General features: G+C 47.0%; 32 protein-coding genes. 8 read left to right on the forward strand and 24 right to left on the reverse strand.

What is annotated here, in order from left to right; translation table 11 throughout:
- Window positions 1-6: 6 nt before the first annotated feature.
- The 12 genes from ACF8OF_RS01230 to ACF8OF_RS01285 form a co-directional block, all read right to left on the reverse strand.
- A complete protein-coding gene (locus ACF8OF_RS01230; protein ID WP_153642639.1) occupies window positions 7-657 on the reverse strand; it encodes an HK97 family phage prohead protease in 651 nt (216 codons plus the stop codon).
- Window positions 647-1,867 (reverse strand): phage portal protein, encoded by a 1,221-nt coding sequence (locus ACF8OF_RS01235; RefSeq protein WP_025153594.1) that lies wholly within the window; start codon window positions 1,865-1,867, stop codon window positions 647-649. Before ACF8OF_RS01235 ends, ACF8OF_RS01230 begins: the two co-directional genes overlap by 11 nt.
- A complete protein-coding gene (locus ACF8OF_RS01240) occupies window positions 1,867-2,046 on the reverse strand; it encodes a hypothetical protein (RefSeq protein ID WP_024473752.1) in 180 nt (59 codons plus the stop codon). Before ACF8OF_RS01240 ends, ACF8OF_RS01235 begins: the two co-directional genes overlap by 1 nt.
- Window positions 2,047-2,055: 9 nt before the next feature.
- Complete coding sequence (locus ACF8OF_RS01245; RefSeq protein WP_153642513.1) at window positions 2,056-3,786, reverse strand: terminase large subunit; 1,731 nt, start codon at window positions 3,784-3,786, stop codon at window positions 2,056-2,058.
- A gap of 3 nt (window positions 3,787-3,789) precedes the next feature.
- Entirely contained in the window at window positions 3,790-4,260 is a 471-nt protein-coding gene (locus ACF8OF_RS01250) for a phage terminase small subunit P27 family (protein ID WP_046894976.1), read from the reverse strand.
- A 134-nt stretch (window positions 4,261-4,394) separates the two neighbouring features.
- Entirely contained in the window at window positions 4,395-4,598 is a 204-nt protein-coding gene (locus ACF8OF_RS01255) for a hypothetical protein (protein WP_369444598.1), read from the reverse strand.
- Complete coding sequence (locus tag ACF8OF_RS01260; RefSeq protein ID WP_392495446.1) at window positions 4,595-4,945, reverse strand: HNH endonuclease; 351 nt, start codon at window positions 4,943-4,945, stop codon at window positions 4,595-4,597. The genes ACF8OF_RS01255 and ACF8OF_RS01260 overlap by 4 nt, the downstream gene beginning before the upstream one ends.
- 104 nt (window positions 4,946-5,049) lie before the next feature.
- Window positions 5,050-5,343 carry a helix-turn-helix transcriptional regulator gene (locus ACF8OF_RS01265; RefSeq protein WP_262862082.1) on the reverse strand — a complete coding sequence of 98 codons (294 nt, stop codon included), beginning with the start codon at window positions 5,341-5,343 and terminating at the stop codon, window positions 5,050-5,052.
- Between the two features lie 627 nt (window positions 5,344-5,970).
- Complete coding sequence (locus ACF8OF_RS01270; RefSeq protein WP_392495447.1) at window positions 5,971-6,177, reverse strand: rz1 lytic protein; 207 nt, start codon at window positions 6,175-6,177, stop codon at window positions 5,971-5,973.
- Window positions 6,149-6,526 (reverse strand): hypothetical protein, encoded by a 378-nt coding sequence (locus tag ACF8OF_RS01275; protein ID WP_392495448.1) that lies wholly within the window; start codon window positions 6,524-6,526, stop codon window positions 6,149-6,151. The genes ACF8OF_RS01270 and ACF8OF_RS01275 overlap by 29 nt, the downstream gene beginning before the upstream one ends.
- Window positions 6,523-6,939: a structural protein gene (locus ACF8OF_RS01280; protein ID WP_392495449.1), complete on the reverse strand. Its 417-nt coding sequence runs from the start codon at window positions 6,937-6,939 to the stop codon at window positions 6,523-6,525. Before ACF8OF_RS01280 ends, ACF8OF_RS01275 begins: the two co-directional genes overlap by 4 nt.
- Window positions 6,932-7,240: a phage holin, lambda family gene (locus ACF8OF_RS01285; protein ID WP_392495479.1), complete on the reverse strand. Its 309-nt coding sequence runs from the start codon at window positions 7,238-7,240 to the stop codon at window positions 6,932-6,934. The genes ACF8OF_RS01280 and ACF8OF_RS01285 overlap by 8 nt, the downstream gene beginning before the upstream one ends.
- A gap of 314 nt (window positions 7,241-7,554) precedes the next feature.
- Here ACF8OF_RS01285 and ACF8OF_RS01290 point away from each other — a divergent pair, with 314 nt between their 5' ends.
- The gene (locus ACF8OF_RS01290; protein ID WP_392495450.1) at window positions 7,555-7,794 is read left to right on the forward strand and encodes a hypothetical protein; all 240 of its coding nucleotides are present in this window, start codon (window positions 7,555-7,557) and stop codon (window positions 7,792-7,794) included.
- Here ACF8OF_RS01290 and ACF8OF_RS01295 read toward each other — a convergent pair.
- From ACF8OF_RS01295 to ACF8OF_RS01350, 12 genes are all read right to left on the reverse strand, one after another.
- Window positions 7,766-7,960 carry a hypothetical protein gene (locus ACF8OF_RS01295; protein WP_392495451.1) on the reverse strand — a complete coding sequence of 65 codons (195 nt, stop codon included), beginning with the start codon at window positions 7,958-7,960 and terminating at the stop codon, window positions 7,766-7,768. The two genes, ACF8OF_RS01290 and ACF8OF_RS01295, sit on opposite strands and share 29 nt — an antisense overlap.
- 391 nt (window positions 7,961-8,351) lie before the next feature.
- Window positions 8,352-9,347: a DUF523 and DUF1722 domain-containing protein gene (locus ACF8OF_RS01300; protein WP_275983795.1), complete on the reverse strand. Its 996-nt coding sequence runs from the start codon at window positions 9,345-9,347 to the stop codon at window positions 8,352-8,354.
- A gap of 308 nt (window positions 9,348-9,655) precedes the next feature.
- Window positions 9,656-10,696: a DNA-methyltransferase gene (locus ACF8OF_RS01305; protein ID WP_392495453.1), complete on the reverse strand. Its 1,041-nt coding sequence runs from the start codon at window positions 10,694-10,696 to the stop codon at window positions 9,656-9,658.
- Between the two features lie 138 nt (window positions 10,697-10,834).
- Window positions 10,835-11,029, reverse strand: coding sequence for a hypothetical protein (locus ACF8OF_RS01310; RefSeq protein ID WP_369444594.1), 195 nt, complete (start codon window positions 11,027-11,029; stop codon window positions 10,835-10,837).
- Window positions 11,030-11,270: 241 nt separating this feature from the next.
- The gene (locus ACF8OF_RS01315; protein ID WP_049246858.1) at window positions 11,271-11,648 is read right to left on the reverse strand and encodes an antiterminator Q family protein; all 378 of its coding nucleotides are present in this window, start codon (window positions 11,646-11,648) and stop codon (window positions 11,271-11,273) included.
- A 30-nt stretch (window positions 11,649-11,678) separates the two neighbouring features.
- Window positions 11,679-12,695, reverse strand: coding sequence for a DUF968 domain-containing protein (locus tag ACF8OF_RS01320; RefSeq protein WP_392495454.1), 1,017 nt, complete (start codon window positions 12,693-12,695; stop codon window positions 11,679-11,681).
- Window positions 12,695-12,943 (reverse strand): hypothetical protein, encoded by a 249-nt coding sequence (locus ACF8OF_RS01325; RefSeq protein WP_392495455.1) that lies wholly within the window; start codon window positions 12,941-12,943, stop codon window positions 12,695-12,697. Before ACF8OF_RS01325 ends, ACF8OF_RS01320 begins: the two co-directional genes overlap by 1 nt.
- Entirely contained in the window at window positions 12,940-13,827 is an 888-nt protein-coding gene (locus ACF8OF_RS01330; RefSeq protein ID WP_392495457.1) for a helix-turn-helix domain-containing protein, read from the reverse strand. Before ACF8OF_RS01330 ends, ACF8OF_RS01325 begins: the two co-directional genes overlap by 4 nt.
- Entirely contained in the window at window positions 13,824-14,015 is a 192-nt protein-coding gene (locus tag ACF8OF_RS01335) for a DUF4222 domain-containing protein (protein WP_369444688.1), read from the reverse strand. The genes ACF8OF_RS01330 and ACF8OF_RS01335 overlap by 4 nt, the downstream gene beginning before the upstream one ends.
- On the reverse strand, window positions 14,008-14,208 hold the full coding sequence (locus ACF8OF_RS01340) for a hypothetical protein (RefSeq protein WP_349467029.1): 201 nt from the start codon (window positions 14,206-14,208) through the stop codon (window positions 14,008-14,010). The genes ACF8OF_RS01335 and ACF8OF_RS01340 overlap by 8 nt, the downstream gene beginning before the upstream one ends.
- 63 nt (window positions 14,209-14,271) lie before the next feature.
- The gene (locus ACF8OF_RS01345) at window positions 14,272-14,751 is read right to left on the reverse strand and encodes a YmfL family putative regulatory protein (protein WP_392495458.1); all 480 of its coding nucleotides are present in this window, start codon (window positions 14,749-14,751) and stop codon (window positions 14,272-14,274) included.
- Window positions 14,752-14,789: 38 nt separating this feature from the next.
- Window positions 14,790-14,984 carry a Cro/CI family transcriptional regulator gene (locus ACF8OF_RS01350; RefSeq protein ID WP_052926843.1) on the reverse strand — a complete coding sequence of 65 codons (195 nt, stop codon included), beginning with the start codon at window positions 14,982-14,984 and terminating at the stop codon, window positions 14,790-14,792.
- Window positions 14,985-15,080: 96 nt separating this feature from the next.
- Between ACF8OF_RS01350 and ACF8OF_RS01355 the strand changes: the two genes are divergently transcribed.
- From ACF8OF_RS01355 to ACF8OF_RS01385, 7 genes are all read left to right on the forward strand, one after another.
- Window positions 15,081-15,740: a LexA family protein gene (locus ACF8OF_RS01355; protein WP_392495459.1), complete on the forward strand. Its 660-nt coding sequence runs from the start codon at window positions 15,081-15,083 to the stop codon at window positions 15,738-15,740.
- A gap of 115 nt (window positions 15,741-15,855) precedes the next feature.
- Entirely contained in the window at window positions 15,856-16,068 is a 213-nt protein-coding gene (locus ACF8OF_RS01360) for a hypothetical protein (protein ID WP_392495460.1), read from the forward strand.
- 222 nt (window positions 16,069-16,290) lie between these two features.
- The gene (locus ACF8OF_RS01365; protein WP_062772988.1) at window positions 16,291-16,653 is read left to right on the forward strand and encodes a hypothetical protein; all 363 of its coding nucleotides are present in this window, start codon (window positions 16,291-16,293) and stop codon (window positions 16,651-16,653) included.
- Window positions 16,654-16,718: 65 nt separating this feature from the next.
- Window positions 16,719-17,546: a YfdQ family protein gene (locus ACF8OF_RS01370; RefSeq protein ID WP_262861644.1), complete on the forward strand. Its 828-nt coding sequence runs from the start codon at window positions 16,719-16,721 to the stop codon at window positions 17,544-17,546.
- Between the two features lie 108 nt (window positions 17,547-17,654).
- Entirely contained in the window at window positions 17,655-18,173 is a 519-nt protein-coding gene (locus tag ACF8OF_RS01375) for a YfbR-like 5'-deoxynucleotidase (RefSeq protein ID WP_392495462.1), read from the forward strand.
- Between the two features lie 294 nt (window positions 18,174-18,467).
- Window positions 18,468-19,037: a 3'-5' exonuclease gene (locus ACF8OF_RS01380; RefSeq protein WP_392495463.1), complete on the forward strand. Its 570-nt coding sequence runs from the start codon at window positions 18,468-18,470 to the stop codon at window positions 19,035-19,037.
- Between the two features lie 30 nt (window positions 19,038-19,067).
- Window positions 19,068-19,325 (forward strand): pyocin activator PrtN family protein, encoded by a 258-nt coding sequence (locus ACF8OF_RS01385; protein ID WP_036413576.1) that lies wholly within the window; start codon window positions 19,068-19,070, stop codon window positions 19,323-19,325.
- The last annotated feature ends 63 nt before the right edge of the window (window positions 19,326-19,388 follow it).

The raw sequence follows: 19,388 nt of genomic DNA on the forward strand, positions 1-19,388 counted from the left end.
AGCCCCTTACTGATTAAAATTAATGGATTTAAGTGTTTCCAGTGCATCTTCCTCTGCGTCACGCAGAGAGAGAGCATGGTAGCCGTCGGCCATAAATGCCTTAGCTTGTGTCCGCGACAGTCCGACATCACGCAGGACGCGCTCAATACTTTTTGGTGACGGGACGTCACCACGGGCAAATGCCGATTTAACATCACTGACCCGCGCTTCATCATTGGACGGGAATGTCACCAGGCTTACTTCCCACAGGTCAATTTCCTTCAGGAGAAACGCCCCTTTACTCCGGTCGTACTCCCAGTCTTTCAGGATGTAGCCAATAGAAAGGCCGGATAATGATCCGGCCTTCAGATGTGCATGAGCCCGTTTAGACAGCGGGTCATCCTCGATAAGCAACCGCCCTTTGACATACAGGCCGGTATCATCCTCCCGCATTTCGGTATACACACCGACCGGTTCGGAAATCTGGTGCTGCCAGAGCATGGCCGGAAGACTGCCCTTCTCCCGCCATTCATTCAGTGATGCCTGAAAAGCGCCGGGTACGACAATATCGCTGTAGCTGTCCTTCACGCCGAAAACCGATCCGTATCCTTCAAACTCGCCGGTTTCAGTGACCGACTTTATTTTCAGCGGTATGTCCAGCCGCTGTTTAGTCATCATCGACATGCTGCTTTTCCTCTTTTTCCGGGGTGCTCTCCGGTTTTGTGGTCATATTCATCGGTGTCAGCCAGATATCACCGCCATCACGCGGGTTGAGTTCTTCCAGCTCCCGGCATTCATTGGGCGAATAGATCCCCCAGTTAATACCGGTGGCATAAGCATCAAACCGTGACTTCATATCACCGCGCAACAGTGCTCCGGTGTTGAATTTTGCGTAAAAAACGCCCTGTTTTGACGGTTTTACCAGCCCGACATTAATGCGCTGTTCAATGCGGGTGAGGTATGGCACCAGGGAATAGTTGATAAATCCGATCCCGAGGTTTTCAATGTTGTTGAACGTTGCCCGGTCGGTGTTCTGGATCATGTGCAGCGGCACACGGAAAATACGGCAGATTTCCTCAAGCTGGAATTTGCGGGTTTCAAGAAACTGCGCATCTTCTGATGTCATGCTGATTTGCTGCCATTTCAGTCCCATCTCAAGAATCATGGGTTTGTGCGCATTCGCCAGCCCCTGATGCCGGTTTTCAAAGTCAGTTTTCAGCCGCTCATAGGCATCGTCCTTCAGGTACTGGTCGGTCTGCAGAACGCCACTGGTTACCGCACCGTTCCCGAACAGACGTGAGCCGTGCTCCTCCGTTGCCAGCCCCAGACCGACAGCCTGTTTTGCATACGCTATCGGGCTGAGTCCGGTTAATCCGTCCAGGGTGAAAATCCGTACATGCCAGATATCATCCTGTGTCAGCGTATCGCGCTTTCCGTCCGGAAAAGTAACCTGATATTCCGGTTCCCACTTACTGTTCAGTTTTGGTGTAACCGAGGACGGATCCAGCGGCAGCAGCTCCACTACCTCTCCCAGCGCCTTGACTTTATAAGCATAAAAATTGCCGCGCAGACACAGACAGGCGATCAGTAATTCCCAGAATTCCTGCGGTGTCATGTAGTTGTTGGGTTTGGTTGACAGCAGTTTGTTCAGCCGCTCACGGACCGCCCGCCGGTTCCCTCTGTCAAGCTGCTCATAAAGAGAACACGGCAGCATGCCGACTGACTCAGCCAGTACGCGAACACAGCTAAATACCGCAGTGAGTTGCATTGCCAGTTGCGGACTGACCCGGCGGCCGGTATAGGTGTCATAGGTCAGACCGATCATTTCGCTGAGCTCTGACGAACTCATACCCGTATCGGATTTTCTGAATAAACCGGGAAAGAACATTATGATCCTCCGTTGTTATTCAGGCTTCCCGCTGATTTTGATACCAGATATGACCAGAGCAGGCACAAACCGCCGGCTGTGATAAACCCGGCAGCAGGCATCAGCAGCCAGGCACCGAACGCCAGCAGACAGGCACCCGCAATCCCCACCAGCAGGGCGGTAATAGTCAGTAATTTCATTGGATTTCCTCAGAGTGAGCGTAAGCCCCTGGAAGATAAAACATCGGACAGACTTTGTTCCTGCTCCCCGCCGTTCACCATCTGGCGTGATTTGGCAGTAAACAGCGCAACCGGTCCGTCGATTTTGTTTTCCGGTGTCGATTTGTTCGGGAAAATGTTGTCGTTTTTGTCCGGTTTTACGGTCACATTCGACATCATCCAGGACATCATCGGGTTGTGATCATGGTGAAATTTGCCGGAATAGACATCGGCCTGAACTGTTTTCATGGATTCAGACATGTTTTTCACTGTCTGCGCCACTTCCACCAGCGGGATACCCTCTTCCGCCAGGCGGCGTGAGAACTGCACCGCGCTCCACGGGTCAAACCCGAGCTCACGCAGATCATCACCTTCGCACCATGCCAGAATGTCGGCTTTGATAATGTCATGATCAATAACCTCGCCGTCAGTCAGTTCAAGATGTCCGGCAGCCGCCCATTTCCGGTACAGCTCCGCAATATGGTTCGGTGCGGTTTCGATCCGGTCTTCCGGTAGCCAGAATTTGCACTTAACATGCACCTGTCCGCGCGGATCTTCATAAACCTTAATTGCTGCGGCCACGTCGATTTTATTTGCCAGGTCAACGCCGACCCAGACAGGGTAATTTTTCAGTTCATCATCCGGCGCATTCTCCGGGCAGTTATCCCATTTTCCTGAGTCCATCCAAATCGACTCCGCGTTAACCCACATATTGAGGTGTTTGGTCAGAAAGTTGGGCCGGGCGGCAATCTGCTCTTTTGCTTTTTTCGCCAGGCGGCGCATATCATCAAAACGCTTACAGACACCCAGCCCCGGGTTGGCTTTTATCCAGATGCTTTCATCGAACGGATCATCATCTTCATCCGGCGTGTAAATGGCAGCGAAAAAAGTGTCATCCTCCACTACACCGCACAGCACCTTGATGGCGTAATCCCGCAGTTCGTAGCAGATACCCTCGCGGTTAAATCCCGCTGTGGTGATCGCAAACAGAAGCGATTGCAGACGGGCACCGGTCGCAGTTTCCAGCACATCCCACACATCACGGGTTTTGTGGGCGTGAAGTTCGTCCACAATGCCGCAGTGAATGTTCAGACCGTCGAGGTTGTTTGCGTCACTGGACAGCGGCTCAAACTTGGATGCAGACCGCTCCTGGTAAATCGCCAGCTTATTAAATTCAAACAGACGACCGAGTGAACTTTTGGCCTTTTTGATCATGTTTTTTGCATCTTCAAACACGATACGGGCCTGATCGCGGGTGGTAGCTGCCGAGTAAACCTCGGCACCACCCTCACCGTCAGCGCCGGTCATATACAGACCGATGCCGGATGAAAGTGTGGATTTGGCGTTTTTACGCGCCACTTCGTTATAGGCTGTCCGGAAACGGCGAACCAGTACCGGATCGCCGTCATCGTCGTACTGAGCCTCACCACTGAGTTCATCAACCAGCGGGATCACGAAACCAAAGATATTAATCAGAATAAAGGTATGCCACGGCATCAGCTCTATCGGCTTGCCTGCCAGCGCCCCTTTGACGTGCGGGACAAACTGGTAAAAATCCAGAATATGCTGGGCGCGTTCTTCAATGAAAAAGATATCGCGCTCAGGTCCGCGCTCTAAATCATCAAGAAACCGCTGACACGCCAGACGTATCAGTTCGCCCGTAACTATTTCTCCGGCAACCACCTGTTCGGCGTACCGGATCCCATCTGCTACGGTTGCCATTCATCATTTGCGCTTTTTCATAAATGCCTCGAAAGGGTCTTCTTCGGCTGGTGTGTTAATCGTTACCTTCGAGCGGGACGCCGGGGTCATACCAAATTCACCCAGCATTGCCCGGATCCGTTTCCAGGCATCGGCTTTCATTGCCGCCACCGGGTGTGCTTTTATCAGTGTGCCGCCTTCGCTTTCTGTGGTGTAGGTATAGCCTTGTTCATCCAGGGTATCGCAGTGCTGCCGGTATTCGGTGTATGCTTCGATCAGCAGTTCCAGCGCCTTGGCATCCATCGAACTCATCACGCCCATGGCGTCGAGTTCTTCCCCGATCCGCTTAAACCAGTATTTCCCCTGCTTGGTAAAATGCTTCGGAGTTGGGGGTACCCCTGACGGCGGTTTTGGTTCTTTTTTATTGATCGGGCGTTTTGATGGGTTACCCCTGACCAAACGCAGGTGAGACGGGGTTTTCGGTGGTCCCGACATAATCGTTTTCTCCTATTGATTCCCATCCGGGGATCCCGGAAAAAAGTTTTCTAACCTGCGGCGATCTGAAAAGAGGTAAGGCGGCGGTCCTCTGGGGCGAGAGTGGCAGGGATCTGACCTCCCCCTCCCATGCTTTATTTAAGGTGAATATCCGGAGCATCATCAACCACCGACGGATGCCAGAGAAAACTAACAGATATAGATGAATGCGGCGGCGCTGTTGTTTCTATTTTTATGTCTGTCTGGTGGGATAGCATCTCACCATCAACACTGAGACAATACCCGGCAAACCTCCCGCCTTTAAACATTCTGGATAGCTTAACCTGCTTCTCTTTCATCGTGTTCTCTCCGTTGCGGTTTTCCGGTAATGACAGGGCCAGCACAGGCTTTGCAGATTGCTTTCCGCATCGGTTCCCCCATGTGCTTTGGGTATGATGTGATCGACTGTCTTCGCTTCGGTTGCCCGACCTTCACGCAGGCATTGCTGGCACAGGTGTTTATCCCTGCTCAGCACCACTGTACGCAGCCGATCCCACTTGGTACCGTAGCCACGTTCGTGTCGGCACTTACCCTGCTGATAGTTCTCCCAGCCGGTGTTGATGTGTTCATTGCAGTAACCACTGCGGTCATTGGTTGTCTTCGCGCAGCCACGTTTGCGGCAGGCACGGGGGATTCGTGGTGGCATGATGTATTCTCCTTAACCAATTAAAAAGCCCACTCGGTGATGAGCGGGCTTTGTGATGGGTTACTATGGATAAATCTCTGGTACTTCTCCAAGTATTCTCCAAATTAATAAAACTGATACTCATTATGGAATATCCCTGGGTCCATATACATCAGGGAATTTTTTTTCTGAGTAAAATCTTCTACCTCTGGCTCTGGAAATAAACTCTCATAAGGAACATCAAATATATTTATTATCTTAAATACAGTGCTGGCATCTATTTTATTTATTCCACGCTCATACCTTGATATCTGTTGCGAGGATATTCCCAGCCGGTCTGCTAAGTTTCTTGTGGTCATACCGTTACGGCACCTTAAAGTGCGGATATTCTGACCTACAATAAGATTAATGTCTTTCACAACGCCTCCTGATTAACGCAAATAAAGAGTAATTCACATTGTGTGACATGACAAACAAAATAACCAAGAATTCATCAAAACATAGCGCTTGTTTAGTTTTAGTTTAACTTAGGTCACTACACTAAACCTTGAGTACTCAAGTGTGTTGTTTTGACTTACTGCCCGATTAGCCCCTTACTCTCTTGTGGGGCTTTTTTTTGCCTGTTAAAAATCTTGCTGTTCAGGGAAACGTTGATTTCGATAACTGACTGTGATTGTATTGTGTCATACAAGTTATAAATAAGCTGTATCCCTTATCGATCTTTAGCCCTGCATCATGCATGGGCTATTTTTTTACCTGTTAAAAGCCCCGCTATTTAGCGAAGCGTTATTTATCTTTCGTTTAGTCTTTGTTTAATTTTATTTATGTTAAGTCTGTATAATTCACTGATAGTAATGTTAAGTTTGTGATTTTGTTGTCCCTTCCGATCTTTCTTGCCCCTTTCCTTGGTTATGGGGCTATTTTTTTGCCTGTCATATTTCCTTCAACATCTTTTTATATGATTCAACTCACGGTTTAAAGAAAGTGACTGTGTATATTGATAGATGAATTAACGTTCTTAAAAACGACCATAACGATAATATGATCTACTGATAGTTCACTTCATGCCCCTCTAACCTGGGGCTCTTTTTTATCCTCTCCGCTTCAATCTCCCGTATTGCCCGCTTATCGTGATTGCAGTCTGCTATCGACTTCATGGCATCGGTCAGCAACAGGATTGCGCCGCCGTAGGTAAGTTCATCCGGAATAACCGGCAGCGGACAATCAGCGGTAAGTTGTGGCGGAATCGGCACCACCGGCGCGGGAACGAATGTCCCTTTCGTATTGCTGCAACTTCCCAACAACACCAGGGGAAACAGGAGTAACAGCGCACTCACTGTCTTTAAACTCCGTTCTGATAACGGTTTTAACTTTGACATTCTCCGTGTCCTCTGTTTCTTTGGCTTTGATGTTGTCGAGAGCCACACGCTGATTGATAGCGACAGCAGACAGGGTGATGTTATTCACAGCCGTCAATGCAACGTGCTTGTCTTTCAGTGCCTGATGGTTATCTTTCAGCCCACCATACAGATGCAGGGTAAGCAGCAGGCTGACAGCCAGTATTCCGCAAACGCAGAGCCATATCTTTGTTGCGGTGCTCACAGTAAGCCCCATGCTCTTTCGAACACATCCGGTGAATACGGCTGATACCCCAACTCAACACCAACAATCGCAGTAGCCAGCGCAATGCCGGTCTTTTTGTCTTTGGTGTTCAGGTGGTCATTAATACCAACGCCAATATCCGAAGCTGCACGGTTGATATAGCCAACCGTGTTGTTTTCATTATTTGGCGCATATTTTTTGATAATGGCTTTAACTGAGTTCAGACCGTGTATTGTCTGATACGTCTGAAGCAACTTATAGATTGCCCGGATACCATACTCAGGAGACTGAAACCGGCAGAAGCGGGATTCTATTGCCGGATCATATGGCAACTGCCCCTGCCATGCATTGCGCGGATTGTAGTCGATATTACCTGGGTTATTGTTGCGTTCGCCGCGTGCTGGTTTAGTCATGCTTCACTCCGGTTCTGTTTTTAATTACACGTATTACCGCATCTGAGCCGATGTAACCGATGTAAACACTGGCTAAATATGACAAATCCTGATTCAGACCGAAAAATAACAGCAGGTCTTTCACGAACCAGCCAAATGCCGCACACATCAGCCCGTCAATAGAGGTTTTTTTCCACCCTCCGCCGTTATACATACTACGGAGAGCAGCCATACCCCCGGCAAGTGCAGCACTAATACCCTGTTCTCTGTAGGTGTCATACAGATTCTGTATCAGCTCCCAAACGCTCGGATCTTCTTTCATTTTCATGGCTCACCCCCTGACGGAGGAATTTAGTTAAATGGGAAATGCCGCAACCGGTTTATATTGTTGCAGGCAGTTAAAGTAAGGTGGCTGCGGCATTGTTCGGGTAATCCCACCAGCGGCGGGAAAGCAATAAAAAGAGCACTGTGGCCGAATACGGATTAGGTAATGAGCCTGTCGTATTCCAATGCTCTTGTTGTTACCGGAAAGAAAAAGGCCGCCGGAGCGACCTGTGATTCAGTTAAACGTAATTAGTAATTTTTAGATTTATACTGAACAGTTACAATCACAACCCAACTAAAAGGAGCACTCCCATGCCGTATGAATTTGAGAAATTTGAAGGGGCGGGAATCGATACCACAGAAATGGCATATGCTACCCCAGTACTGTTTGCTATTTTGGCTAAATTGATTACAGCTGAAGATAAGGATAAGCAAAATCGTTTATATGAATTGATAGATGAAGCAATAGAAATGAATAAAGACGCAACCTGTGCAGACCAAATAGCTATAGCAGGATTACTGACTAAAATTGCCCTAGGCGGCAAGCAATAATCCCATCAGTCTTACTGGCGGTAATTGAAATAGACCCCGTAGATTCATTTTCAATTATCTGTATTTTTGCGCTGACAGCTTGCATGTGAATCGCAAGCTGTTTTTCAAGAGCCGCAACCCGTTGCTCTAACACGCCAATTTTCTTACTTTCACCGGAATCACTCATAGCCAACTCCCCTTTGCATGGATAATAAAAAGCCGCACACAGCTCTTGTGTTAAGTGATAACGAGGTGATTGATACTGTGGCGGCGTATATGAAAAAAGCCGCACATGGCGACCTTTGGAATTTGCTTTATCTCACATAAGTGAAATTTCAGTATGGACGATAAAATTGAGTAAACATAAAATTAAATAGTATGTAGTTTCATACATTACCTTGTTACATATGCTTTTTCGCCGGTTGCTACTCTCCGGCTTTTTTTGTACCCGAAATTGGTGGTTGATTTAGCTCAGCCGAGTTGCTCCGTGCTACCAGAGCCTCATAGCAAGTATTCAACCGCCTGGAATAGCCGAAAATATGAACTACTCTTAAAGCAGCAGAGTGTTATTTTTAATATCACAACCCATAACGCAATCTTAATGATTGAGGGTAAGGGTTAAAATACCTTTGGTTATTCAGGTAGTTATCAGGATACTCTGATAAATAGTGCGTTATTAATGTCAATGGCGCCAATAAAGGCTGTATTCCCTGGCGATATTCTAAAATTAATTTACTTAATGCCTGTCTTTGGTTTGATGTTAAATAGCGTTTAAAATAACCTTGGATATGCATAAGCACATTAGTGTGATTGCGTCGTGTTGCTTGATTTTGCAATAGTATCATGAATTTATTTCGATACTCTATAAAAAATGATTCTATTGAATTCCATTCTTTATTATTAGCAACGACACGGCCTAATTCTCTATAAAGAGGCTGAGAGTGTGCCAGTAAAAGGAGTTTGTATCGAGCATGAAAATCCATTAATGAACGACGATTTAATGATTTTTGCTTTAGTTCATTCAGTTCATGAAGAGCAAATACTCGTATAATAAAATTTTCCCGAATATGAGGATCACTTAACCTGCCATCTTCCTCAACCGGCAACCACGGCATCGCTTTTAGTAATTGCTCAGTAAAAAGGCCGATCCCAGACTTTTTATTGCCATTACCTACAGAATCATATACCCGAACTCTTTCCAAACCACAACTAGGTGAGTTTTTACAAACAATATAACCGGATAAATTAATAGTTTTGCTCAGATATTCAGTAGAGAAATCCACCATTTTTTGAGTTAAATCACCTTCCCGTCCATCACTGAATTTGAGTATAACGTTCTTTTCTTCAGACTTAACCAACCTCAATGCAGGTCTGGGTGCAGGCAAACCAATCGCCATCTCAGGACATGCTGATTGGTATTCGAAATAATCTGATAACTCATCAACTGCAAAGTGAAAGCGCTTATGTCCACCATCAAATCTAACACTATCACCCAATAAGCAAGCACTAATACCTACAGGGATTTTTTTATCAAAAGTATTATTCATATAATCAGATGTAGGTAAAAAATTCATTTTTGTCACCTTATACGAAATCAATTATAAACAACGTTGATATATAGTAATTGAACTCATATTAGTAACATTACACTTTATTTGCTAGTTTTATAAATAACTACTCTACACTCCGATAAATCAGATAAAAAGCCCCACTGAAGTGAGGCCTGCGCTACTGTTTCGGTACTTTAATCCACGTTTAATCACACTATAGCAGCGCACTACAGATATAGTGTTTTTACGTGAAACTTTCAAGACCGGGCAATAAAACCCCCGCATCCGTGAGGTTTCAATTTATAAGCAATATGACATAGGGTTCACTCTTATCACAATAACGCTATTTCAGTCTTCGTCTGCTCAAACCGTTCTGTTTCCATTTCCACACCCAGCACTCGGCGGTTATGCTTCAGGGCAGCTTTCAGTGTCGCCCCAGACCCCATAAAGAAATCGGCGACCAGATCACCTTCACGGCTGCTGGCTCTTATGATGTGTTCCATCATTGCGGCTGGTTTTTCACACGGATGTTTGCCGGGGTAATACTGAACCGGCGGGAATGTCCACACATCCGTATAAGGCACATCAACTGATACCGTAAAGTAACGACGTAACAGCGAATACTGATCTGCCAGTTCGTGATATTCGCGCCTGAGTGTGTGTTGCTCACTGACCAGATCATTATGTTCACGGCATAACGGGTTACTTCTCTGACACTCTGCGGCTGTCCTCTGAAAAAGCACCTGTAATTTCCGGTAATCCGCTTCATTCGGTAACTGCCACTGACTGTACCCGAACCAGTGTGAAGACATCTGCTTGCCGGTTGCCTGGTCAATTTCTTTTGCCGTGATACCCAATGCATCACGCGCCTGCCGGAAATACTCAATCAGCGGGGTAAACACATTTTTCTTCAGTTCATCCCGCCGCTGGTGGTACTCACTGCCTTTTCCTTTTACCGGTCCCTGATAATGCTCTGCAAACAGGATCCGCTCAGTAGACGGGAAAAAACAACGCAGGCTTTCTTTGTTTTGCCGCCGCCACGGGCCGGAAGGCTTCGCCCATATGATATGGCTGAGAACACTGAACCTTTCCCGCAACAGCATTTCTGTATCTGAGGCCAGAAGCGAACCACAAAACAGATAAAGGCTGCCGTTTGGTTTCAGTACCCGCCAGAACTCAGCCAACATTTCGTCCAGCCAGGAAAGGTAAGCAGAAACATCCGGCCACTGATTATCCCAGGCACATGTTTTTACCTGAAAATACGGCGGGTCAGTGGCGATTAAATCAATGCAATTGTCCGGGAGGGTTTTGATATAGCTGAGTGAGTCGTCGTTGACTAAATTAATACTGTTTAAATTAACAGTGCTTTTCATAGATCCGGGTAACCTTTTTTGTTAAGCTCCCTTTGCTTTGTGCACACAAGCAGTGGGCCTTGGTTTATCCGTGATCTCGCAAACGGGTGAATGGCTGGGAAGGTGCTACCAACACCCACCAGCCGCCCATTTCACAGTTTAAAGTCGCTTGAATCGTTCACCGTTGCCACAGTCTTTCAAAAGACCAGCAAGGCTGAACTGAGTAAGAAGAAGTTGGCAATGCGGCAGGGAAAGCCCTGACAAGGCAGCCGCATCGCTGACGGAGAAAACCCCCTCCGGTAACACCTCAAAAAAACAAGCCGCTGCTGTTGTCATATCTTTATGTTTTAACATGGTATTTTATACTTTTGGTCAGTTATTGTGCATAAATACACATGTAACTCTGACCAAACGTAACAGCAAGTCTTATGTTTATTTCAGGCAATAAAAAGCCCCACCGAAGTGAGGCTATTAATTCTTTATTTTGGCAGCGCCGAAGTTACACGCGCAGCGCTAATTTATCACACTTTACCGTACGGACATCCGGACAGTCAAGTTATTTACTGATTATTTGATCAGTAAAATATCCATGCCATCAGGCAGCTTTCAGTGTCGTATGGATTACACCCGCTATATAGGCTTCCGCCCGTGCCAAATATGACGTGATGTAATCTGGCCGCTTTTTCCACTCCTTCGCAATCGCACGACATGAAATATGATTCTGATAGTGCAGACAGACGATTCTGTACCCATCGATATCGTATTTCTTCAGGCTACCAACAGCCTGATCGATAACCATACCTTCAATATCATCAAGCCACGGCCGATCTCCGGAAGAGGATGCTGACATGTAAGAGACCCCCTTATACTCAGTTCCGGTACGTGACGAACTCCAGTTTCCCCAGGCTTCCAGCCAGTCTTTTATACTTCTGCTCATCACCAAACATTCCGAACTCTGCTGAATATCGCTCATTGTTTATCTCTCCGCGCTCCGTACAGCGCATTAACCAAAAACACCGAGGCCGAATGCCCGGCGTAAACATTTCGCCATAAACTCATTCTGGCTGTCGTACTTTGCTTCCCATGCTGTCGGGTCGCGGTGTAACTCGTCATGGTGAATACGGCACAGCGGGATAACTTCGTAGTCGTGTGCCTTTGTCCCCATACCACCAGCGCCATGACCGATGATATGATGCGGGTCGTCTGCCTGCTGCCCGCACACACAACACGGCTGTTTTTTCACCCATTGCAGATACGTCGGGCACACCCAGCGCTGATATTTCGGGATTTTCATAAAGCTTTGTGGCGGCTCAGGATCCACCTTAAGAACAACGACAGGCTTTATCTTCTCTACGATGTCATGAACAATCCGGTTGTGTGAGCGCGGCTGGTGAACGATGGAATGCTCCGTCATGGTGCCGGTTATCTCTTCCTCCGGTTTCTGCATCAGAATGTAGGAACTGATAAAGGCCGGAAGATGATCACTGACGCGGCGCATCACCGACCAGGTGAACAAATCGGAAGGATTCAGAAGATGACCGACCGGCAGCCGCAGATCGGTAAAGATGCAGCGTGCCACCAGTGCCCGCTGGTTACACAACAGAATTTCGTCCGCCTGCTGCTGGTGGACATCACCCGCCCGCAGGATGTTGTCATGGTGCCAGCATGTCCGGATAAAACCATCTTTGTGGCGGGTCATGGTCAGTTCGTGGTGGTGGTAAGGGTTTTCCGGATCGTTAATCTGGCAGTAGCCAACTGATTTAACGTAGTGACGGGATCCGGATAGTCCGCCGGCGGCTTTTATCACGGCAGGATTGTCCAGGAAACGAAGCACCCGCTCATCTGTCAGCAGCGGCTGTGCATCTGCCGGTACCAGTCCGGACGGAATGCCATTCATGGACTGCGGAGCCGCGCTCACCACATAGCGGGCACCATTCCGGAAATTGCCGATCTCCGTGCCCGGATTAAACATCAGGATCCGGGCATCTTTCTGAACAAAACCGGTTAACAGGTAATTCATCAGATAACGCCCTTCCCCTGATATGCTTTCACCGCTTCACGCAGTCGTTGATACCGGTTGCGGAATGTGAACGAGTCCACAATATGCAGCCAGCCGCGGCGCTGAATGTGCTTTTCAAAAAAGCGGTCATCTGACCAGGATCGTTTCAGGTCACGCAATACCCACCACAGGACAAACCGGTGCAGAACCGCCATCACAGGAACCACACTCACACCGTAAATTTCTTTGCTTTCTGAGCGCATGATCATGCTGCCTCCCATTCTTTTGCTGCCTGTTCTGTGGCCTGTTTCCAGATATCAATCCACGTCTTGCGACCCATAAACTCGGTCTGCGTCCGGATGCCGGTTTTCCCGGCCATTTCCAGTGCGATTTCCTCGGTGCGGTTACGTGGTTTTGAACGGGAGCCGATCAGACGGGTGAATGCCTCGTCACGCTCTACTGAGTTAGTGCTGTTTCCTGCAGTTCTGCGTTTAAAGTTGGCAGCCTGTCCAAGCCAGTAGCTGAATGCGCGGTGCCAGTCGGTGTATTTCGTACCCTTGCTGGCGTGGTAGTCGCTGAACTTCTGAAACTCGTCCTGAACATCCAGTCCAGATGCCTCGGCTTTTGCCGCATGATCACTACCCGGTTCAAAGCTTTCCGGCATTGCGGTTTTGACGTTAGTTTTTTCATCGCGGGAGATAATATTTTTATTATCTGGATCTATGACTGGATCATGACTGATTCTGGGTGCAGCTCCTGCACCACTATCGGAACCAGTTGCACCACCTGGTGAATTTGCTGCACCAGTCCCGGAACCATTTGCACCACTTACCCCCGCAGGATTTGCACCATATGGTGCAGGAGATTCACCACTCACAACGGCAGCATTTAAACGCAAGTGGTAGATATTTGACTGGTTCAGACCGTTGGCAGATTTCCGGGACTCGATACGAACCAACCCCATTTCCACCAGGGCATTAATATGGTTCTGTACTGATCGCTCTGACATTTCGCACTGCTCCGCAATGTACGGCACGGACGGCCACGATTCGCCCTGGTCGTTGGCGTTATCCGCCAGCTTTACCAGTACCAGTTTGCGCAGCGCGTTGCCGGTTTTTATCTGCAAGGCCCGCGCAGTTAAAATCATGCTCATGGTTTCACCTCATCCACGCGTGTATACCGCTCCTGAAAGGTTTTCAGTGGTTCAAAACACGGATGCTCATAGCCGTCACGCATGAAAATCACCCGGCTGTTCTGCCGGTCAAACCGGACAACGTGAACTTTCCGTCCCCGGTGATCGGTGTAATACCGATCCAGATTGTCAGCTGTCTCTTTAAGCATTCTGACCCCCGCTGCGGTAATAGTATTTTGCCCAGCTCTCTTTGAGCTTCTCACGGTCTACCATTTCAGGTGCTTCCCGGTAGTTGTCCGCTATGCCACCAGCAGGTATGCTTTCAACATAACGAAACGGTTCATTACCAATAACAAGGCATTTAAATTGCTTTTCTGGTTCTGAATGAGTTAATCTGCTCATGCGTTTATCTCTTCACACAATTGATATAGCGCGACCGAAGCCGGAGGCCGTATACCTCCGGCTTCACCCTTTCTGGTTACCTGAATCATTTCCCACCCCGTAAACCGCATTCAGTGACGCAATAAACCCTCGGGCATATGCGAACACTTTGTTCATCTTTTTGTAGATGGCCGTCATTTCTTCTTCCGTCAGAACGTCATCTTCCAGGCTCTTTTTGATTAACTCGGAAAGCTGCCCCTGATGCGCACTGAGGTTTGTCTGTATTTTGAATAATTCCACTTCGTCGATATTTTCAGGTTCGATCGTTTCCATCGGCGTAATATCGTGCCGGTCCATGTGGTACTCGACCAGGTGACGGGTTTTGGTCAGGTCTTCCATTGCTTCCAGTTCGTCATTGTCGAAAAACCGGCAGCCGTTCTTCTCATACAGGTTGTTGTTGAATGTCGTCAGTGACATCCCCAGCGCACCGGCCAGCGCTTCCCGCCCACCCGGCATGGCGCAGCACATCTTTTTTACGACTTCTTTCAGTGATTCATTCTTCATTGCCTACTCGCTTTTGGATTGGGTTGTAGTTATAGATCTCAGTTCGGTTTGTTATCCTGCTGATAAAGCGCTGGTGAGTACTTCAATTGACCTTTCGTTATCCTGTCGATGATCAGCGCTTGCTTTTCGGGGATAATGTTTTTCCATCGGCAAACAGCAGGGTGGCTAATGTTTAATGCCCTTGCTGTCTTTTGCACTCCACCGAAAAAAATCAGAACATCTTGTTTTAGCATCTGTGCCACTCCGTAGATTTATAGTACGCACAAGGTAACAAAAGGTACATTATTGTGCAAACACATTTCACATCGATGTGATGTAACATCGGTTACATGAAAACAGATATGAACGAACGCATAAAAGCCCGCCGAGTGCAGCTCAATATGACCCAGCAAACTCTATCCAAGATGCTGGGAGTATCTCGCGTATCAGTCACTAAGTGGGAATCTGGCATCACGAAGCCAGACGGTGAAAACCTATACATGCTTGCCAAGGCGCTCGGGGTATCTCCGGAGTGGTTGCTTTTTGGTGGTGATGAGCCAGTTTCTACTGAACTGGTGTCAGCCAGAAAGACTATTACCGTCAAGCAAATACCTGTTATATCCGCAGTTCAGGCTGGCGAGTGGACGTCATCATATGCCTCCGCGACGATCGACGATGTTATGAGGTGGGTAAATACCACAGCACGCGTGTCTGAAAGTGCATTTGGCCTTGATGTTAAAGGTGACTCAATGACCAACCCAAACGGATCCCCAACCATACCTGAAGGGTCAACTGTTGTTGTTGAAACGGAGTATGGCTGTATTGACGATCTGTATGGAAAAGTTGTTGTTGCCATGCTGGACGGGTCATCAGAAGCAACGATAAAAAAGCTGGTTTATGATGCTCCGTACACATACCTCGTTCCCCTCAACCCAAACTTCAAACCTATAATTGTTAACGGTAATTGCCGAGTGATTGGCAGGGTTGTCCAAGTCATCCAAAACATCTAAACCCTCCTCACATCACAGGTAATGTAACTATTTTTACATTACCTGTTGACCTTGAATGTAACTTAAGGTACCTTTGTTTCATGCAGAGAGTACCTAACATTACATGAGGCCGAAAATGCAAACCGAACCAATCATCACCACGAACAACATGTCAGTAGACGACGTTACCGCGTGGATCACCGAAAAAGCCCAGGCGCTTCAAAAACTGCAATCACTCCGTATCGAACGCGAAAGAGCAATCCGCGATCACGAACGTGCTCTTGACCGCTTTGATGAAGACATTGCCAAGTGGGAAGACCGCTGCGTCTTAATAGTACAACCGCAATAACGGCTGCGTATCTGAATAACTGTGTGAAGAGTAAACGACCCCATAACAATAACCATGCAACACCATTAGCGGCCGTGCATACCACGGTGCAGTCCACCAGCCGGCCGCCATTTTTTTTACAAACATAAGTCCACCGGCGTAAATCGTCCTGCCGGATAGATACCTTGCCTGACCGCTGGTGGACTTATCTTTGTGTGAAGAGACAACGAAAGGAAAAATGCAATGAGCGAGAATAACCGCATGACCAGTATACCGGACTTTTTCTCCGAGTTAGATGCCGGTGTGTTTGAAAACAAACTTTCTGCTGCACTGAATGAAGTCGCTTTCGGTACCAATAAGAACGGCGGAACCGGTGAAGTGCATGTGATTTTTAAATTCACTCAGTCAGATGAAGACCGCGTGAAGATATCTCACAAACTGAAAATGGTTACCCCGACCAAGCGCGGTAAAAAATCGGAAGAGGATACAACCGAAACACCGATGTGGGTCGGTAAAGGCGGGAAACTCACTATTCTGCCGGAAGATCAGGGACAGTTATTTGGTATTGACGGCAGTATCGACGGGAAATTAAAAGCCATTAATTAATTTCCACTTTTTAAATAAATCATTCCATTTACTTTTAATGTTTTTAATTAAACAGGAGCCTTTGTATGTCTAATTTAGACGGAGCCGCTATTTCTCAGATTCGGAATATGACTGTTGCTGCATTAAGTCTGGGTACTGTAGAAAAGTCCCTCTGCCCTGCTGTGGTTTTACCGGGTGATTTTAATGTTAAAAGCCTGGAACACTTACAGGAAGGTCGCTACCGCTTCCGTGGTGCAATGGACACAACCAGTATCTCTGATTTTGTGAAATACTCCATGCAACACGGTATTGAGGAAGGTGTCAGCTGTTTTATTGATGCTGATGAAATGGCTGCAAAAACCATCTTCAATATCGGTACTATCGGCGAACCGGGGCATGCTGATAACACAGCCATGGTATCACTGAAAAAGACCGCGCCGTTCGCTTCTCTGCTGAACGTGAACGGTCGCAAGTCCGGTCAGAAAGAACTGGCAGAATGGCTGGAAGACTGGCGCGATAACCTGATGGCGTTTGATGCAGAAGGTAATGTTATCGATATTAAGCAGGCAATTAATGCTGTGCGCAAAATCACCATCGAGGCAAGCCGTTCCGCAGATCATGAAGACAGTGATTTCGGCGCTAAGCGCTCAGTAATGGAAAGCGTGGAAGCAAAAAGCCGTGATGTTATGCCTGCAGTATTCCAGTTTACCTGCACACCATACGATGAACTGTCTGAACGTGCGATCAAACTGCGTTACAGCGTTCTGACCGGTGGTGATGTACCTGTGCTGGTACTGCGTATTGTTCAGCTGGAAAAACTGGAAGAAAAAATCGCCCAGGAATTCCGTGATCTGCTGGCTGATAAATTCGAAGAAACTGAAATCCAGACCTATATCGGTAAATTCAAAGCATAATTATTTTATGCCGCTTTAACCGGCGGCATTTTTATATCCCAACACCAGGGAATTAATTACTTATAAAAAGTAACGGCTTTTTATTATCTAAATTGTGTGGAGAGATAAATGCCATATATAGCAACCAGTACCGGAAAATATATTGATTTCGTCAATATCACTCCGGATCAGATTTGTATCGAAGATATCGCTCGCGGCATGTCAAATATGTGTCGGTTCGCTGGTCAGTTGGAAAACTTTTATTCTGTGGCCCAACATTCTGTGTACGTCAGCCAGATTGTACCACCGGAATATGCACTGGAAGCCCTGCTGCATGATGCCACCGAAGCATACATGGGTGATATAGCTTCGCCGCTGAAAGCCATGCTGCCGGACTACAAGGCCGTGGAAAAACGCATTGAAGCGGTTATCCGTAAGAAGTTCGGCCTGCCGCCGGTATTGACAGTTGATGTTCACTATGCCGATCTGGTCGTGCTGGTGACCGAAAAGCGGGACTTTGAAATAGACCCGTGCAGCCACTGGCCGATGCTGGATTCAGCTCCGCCGCATGATGACATCATCATCCAGCCACTGACACCACCGCAGGCATATCACCAGTTTATGGCGCGATTCGAGATAATTACTTAAAGAAAATAGGTCAAACTACCAACAATGAAGCTAAACCGACCAGCGATAGAATCGCTGCTAAGATTGATAATGAGCTTACAACACGCAATATGTTCATGAAATTAACTAAAGGATTACGCATAATCAACATTACCTATATTAAGTGTTTTTTTCTTAATACATTGGTCAGAATTAATACTCAAATAAAGAATGAAACAATTTACACACCATGAAACACAAAGAAAATTAGTGTAATAATTAATTTCCAAAATAGGCAACAATACTTATTTGTAGGATTTTAAAAAGGATAGGATAGTGAACAAATTCAAACACCTGATGATTGGCCTTGAAACTATGGGTAACAAGCCTGACTCCGCTATCGTGGCTATTGCTGCTGTGCCGTTCGATATGATTTCCGGTGTAACTGATGATGCACTTTTTTGTGAAGTGGTCGATCTGCGCAGCAGTGAAAAATACGGCGGTAGTATCGACGCTGATACGGTCCTGTGGTGGCTGGGTCAGAGTGATAATGCCAAAAATGAAATCATTAACACCGAAAAAGCTATTGATCTGCCTGATGCACTAATCAAACTTAATTCATTCACTTCTGAGTTCTGTGAAGAACGCGTGCAGGTATGGGGTAACGGAAGTAATTTCGATAATGTAATCCTGCGTGCTGCATACGAAAACTGTGAGATAAATCCATTCTGGAGGCACTGGAATGACCGGGATGTGCGCACCATTGTCGAACTTGGTCGCAATGCCGGCATCGACCCGAAAAAAGATTTCCCGTTTGTTGGTGAAGCACACAATGCACTGGATGATGCATTGCACCAGGTTAATTACGTGGTCGCAATCCACCAGCATTTATTTAAAAACCTCTAATCGTATACGGCGATGTGTGGAGAGAAGACTATGAATACTGTATTTCTGTTAATGGCGGAGTTTGAAACATCTCAGATCCCGCTGGCAGTAGTCGCAAAGAAATTCCTGAATATGACCGAGTCATACGCGGATAAAAAAGCGAATTTAGGTGAGCTGCCATTTCCGGTTTACCGGGACACCACCAGCCAGAAATCGATCAGGATGGTACACATTAGCGACCTGGCAGAATGGATTGAATCAGAAAGAGCCAAAGCCAGAAAAGAATTCACACACCTGAATACGCAGTAATAAACCAGAATAAATCAGGGGTGTAAGGACACCAATAGCACCCCACAAAATCATATCCCATTG

Origin of the sequence: Morganella sp. TYF_1 (assembly GCF_043105645.1) — a bacterium.
Classification (GTDB): Bacteria; Pseudomonadota; Gammaproteobacteria; order Enterobacterales; family Enterobacteriaceae; genus Morganella; species Morganella morganii_B.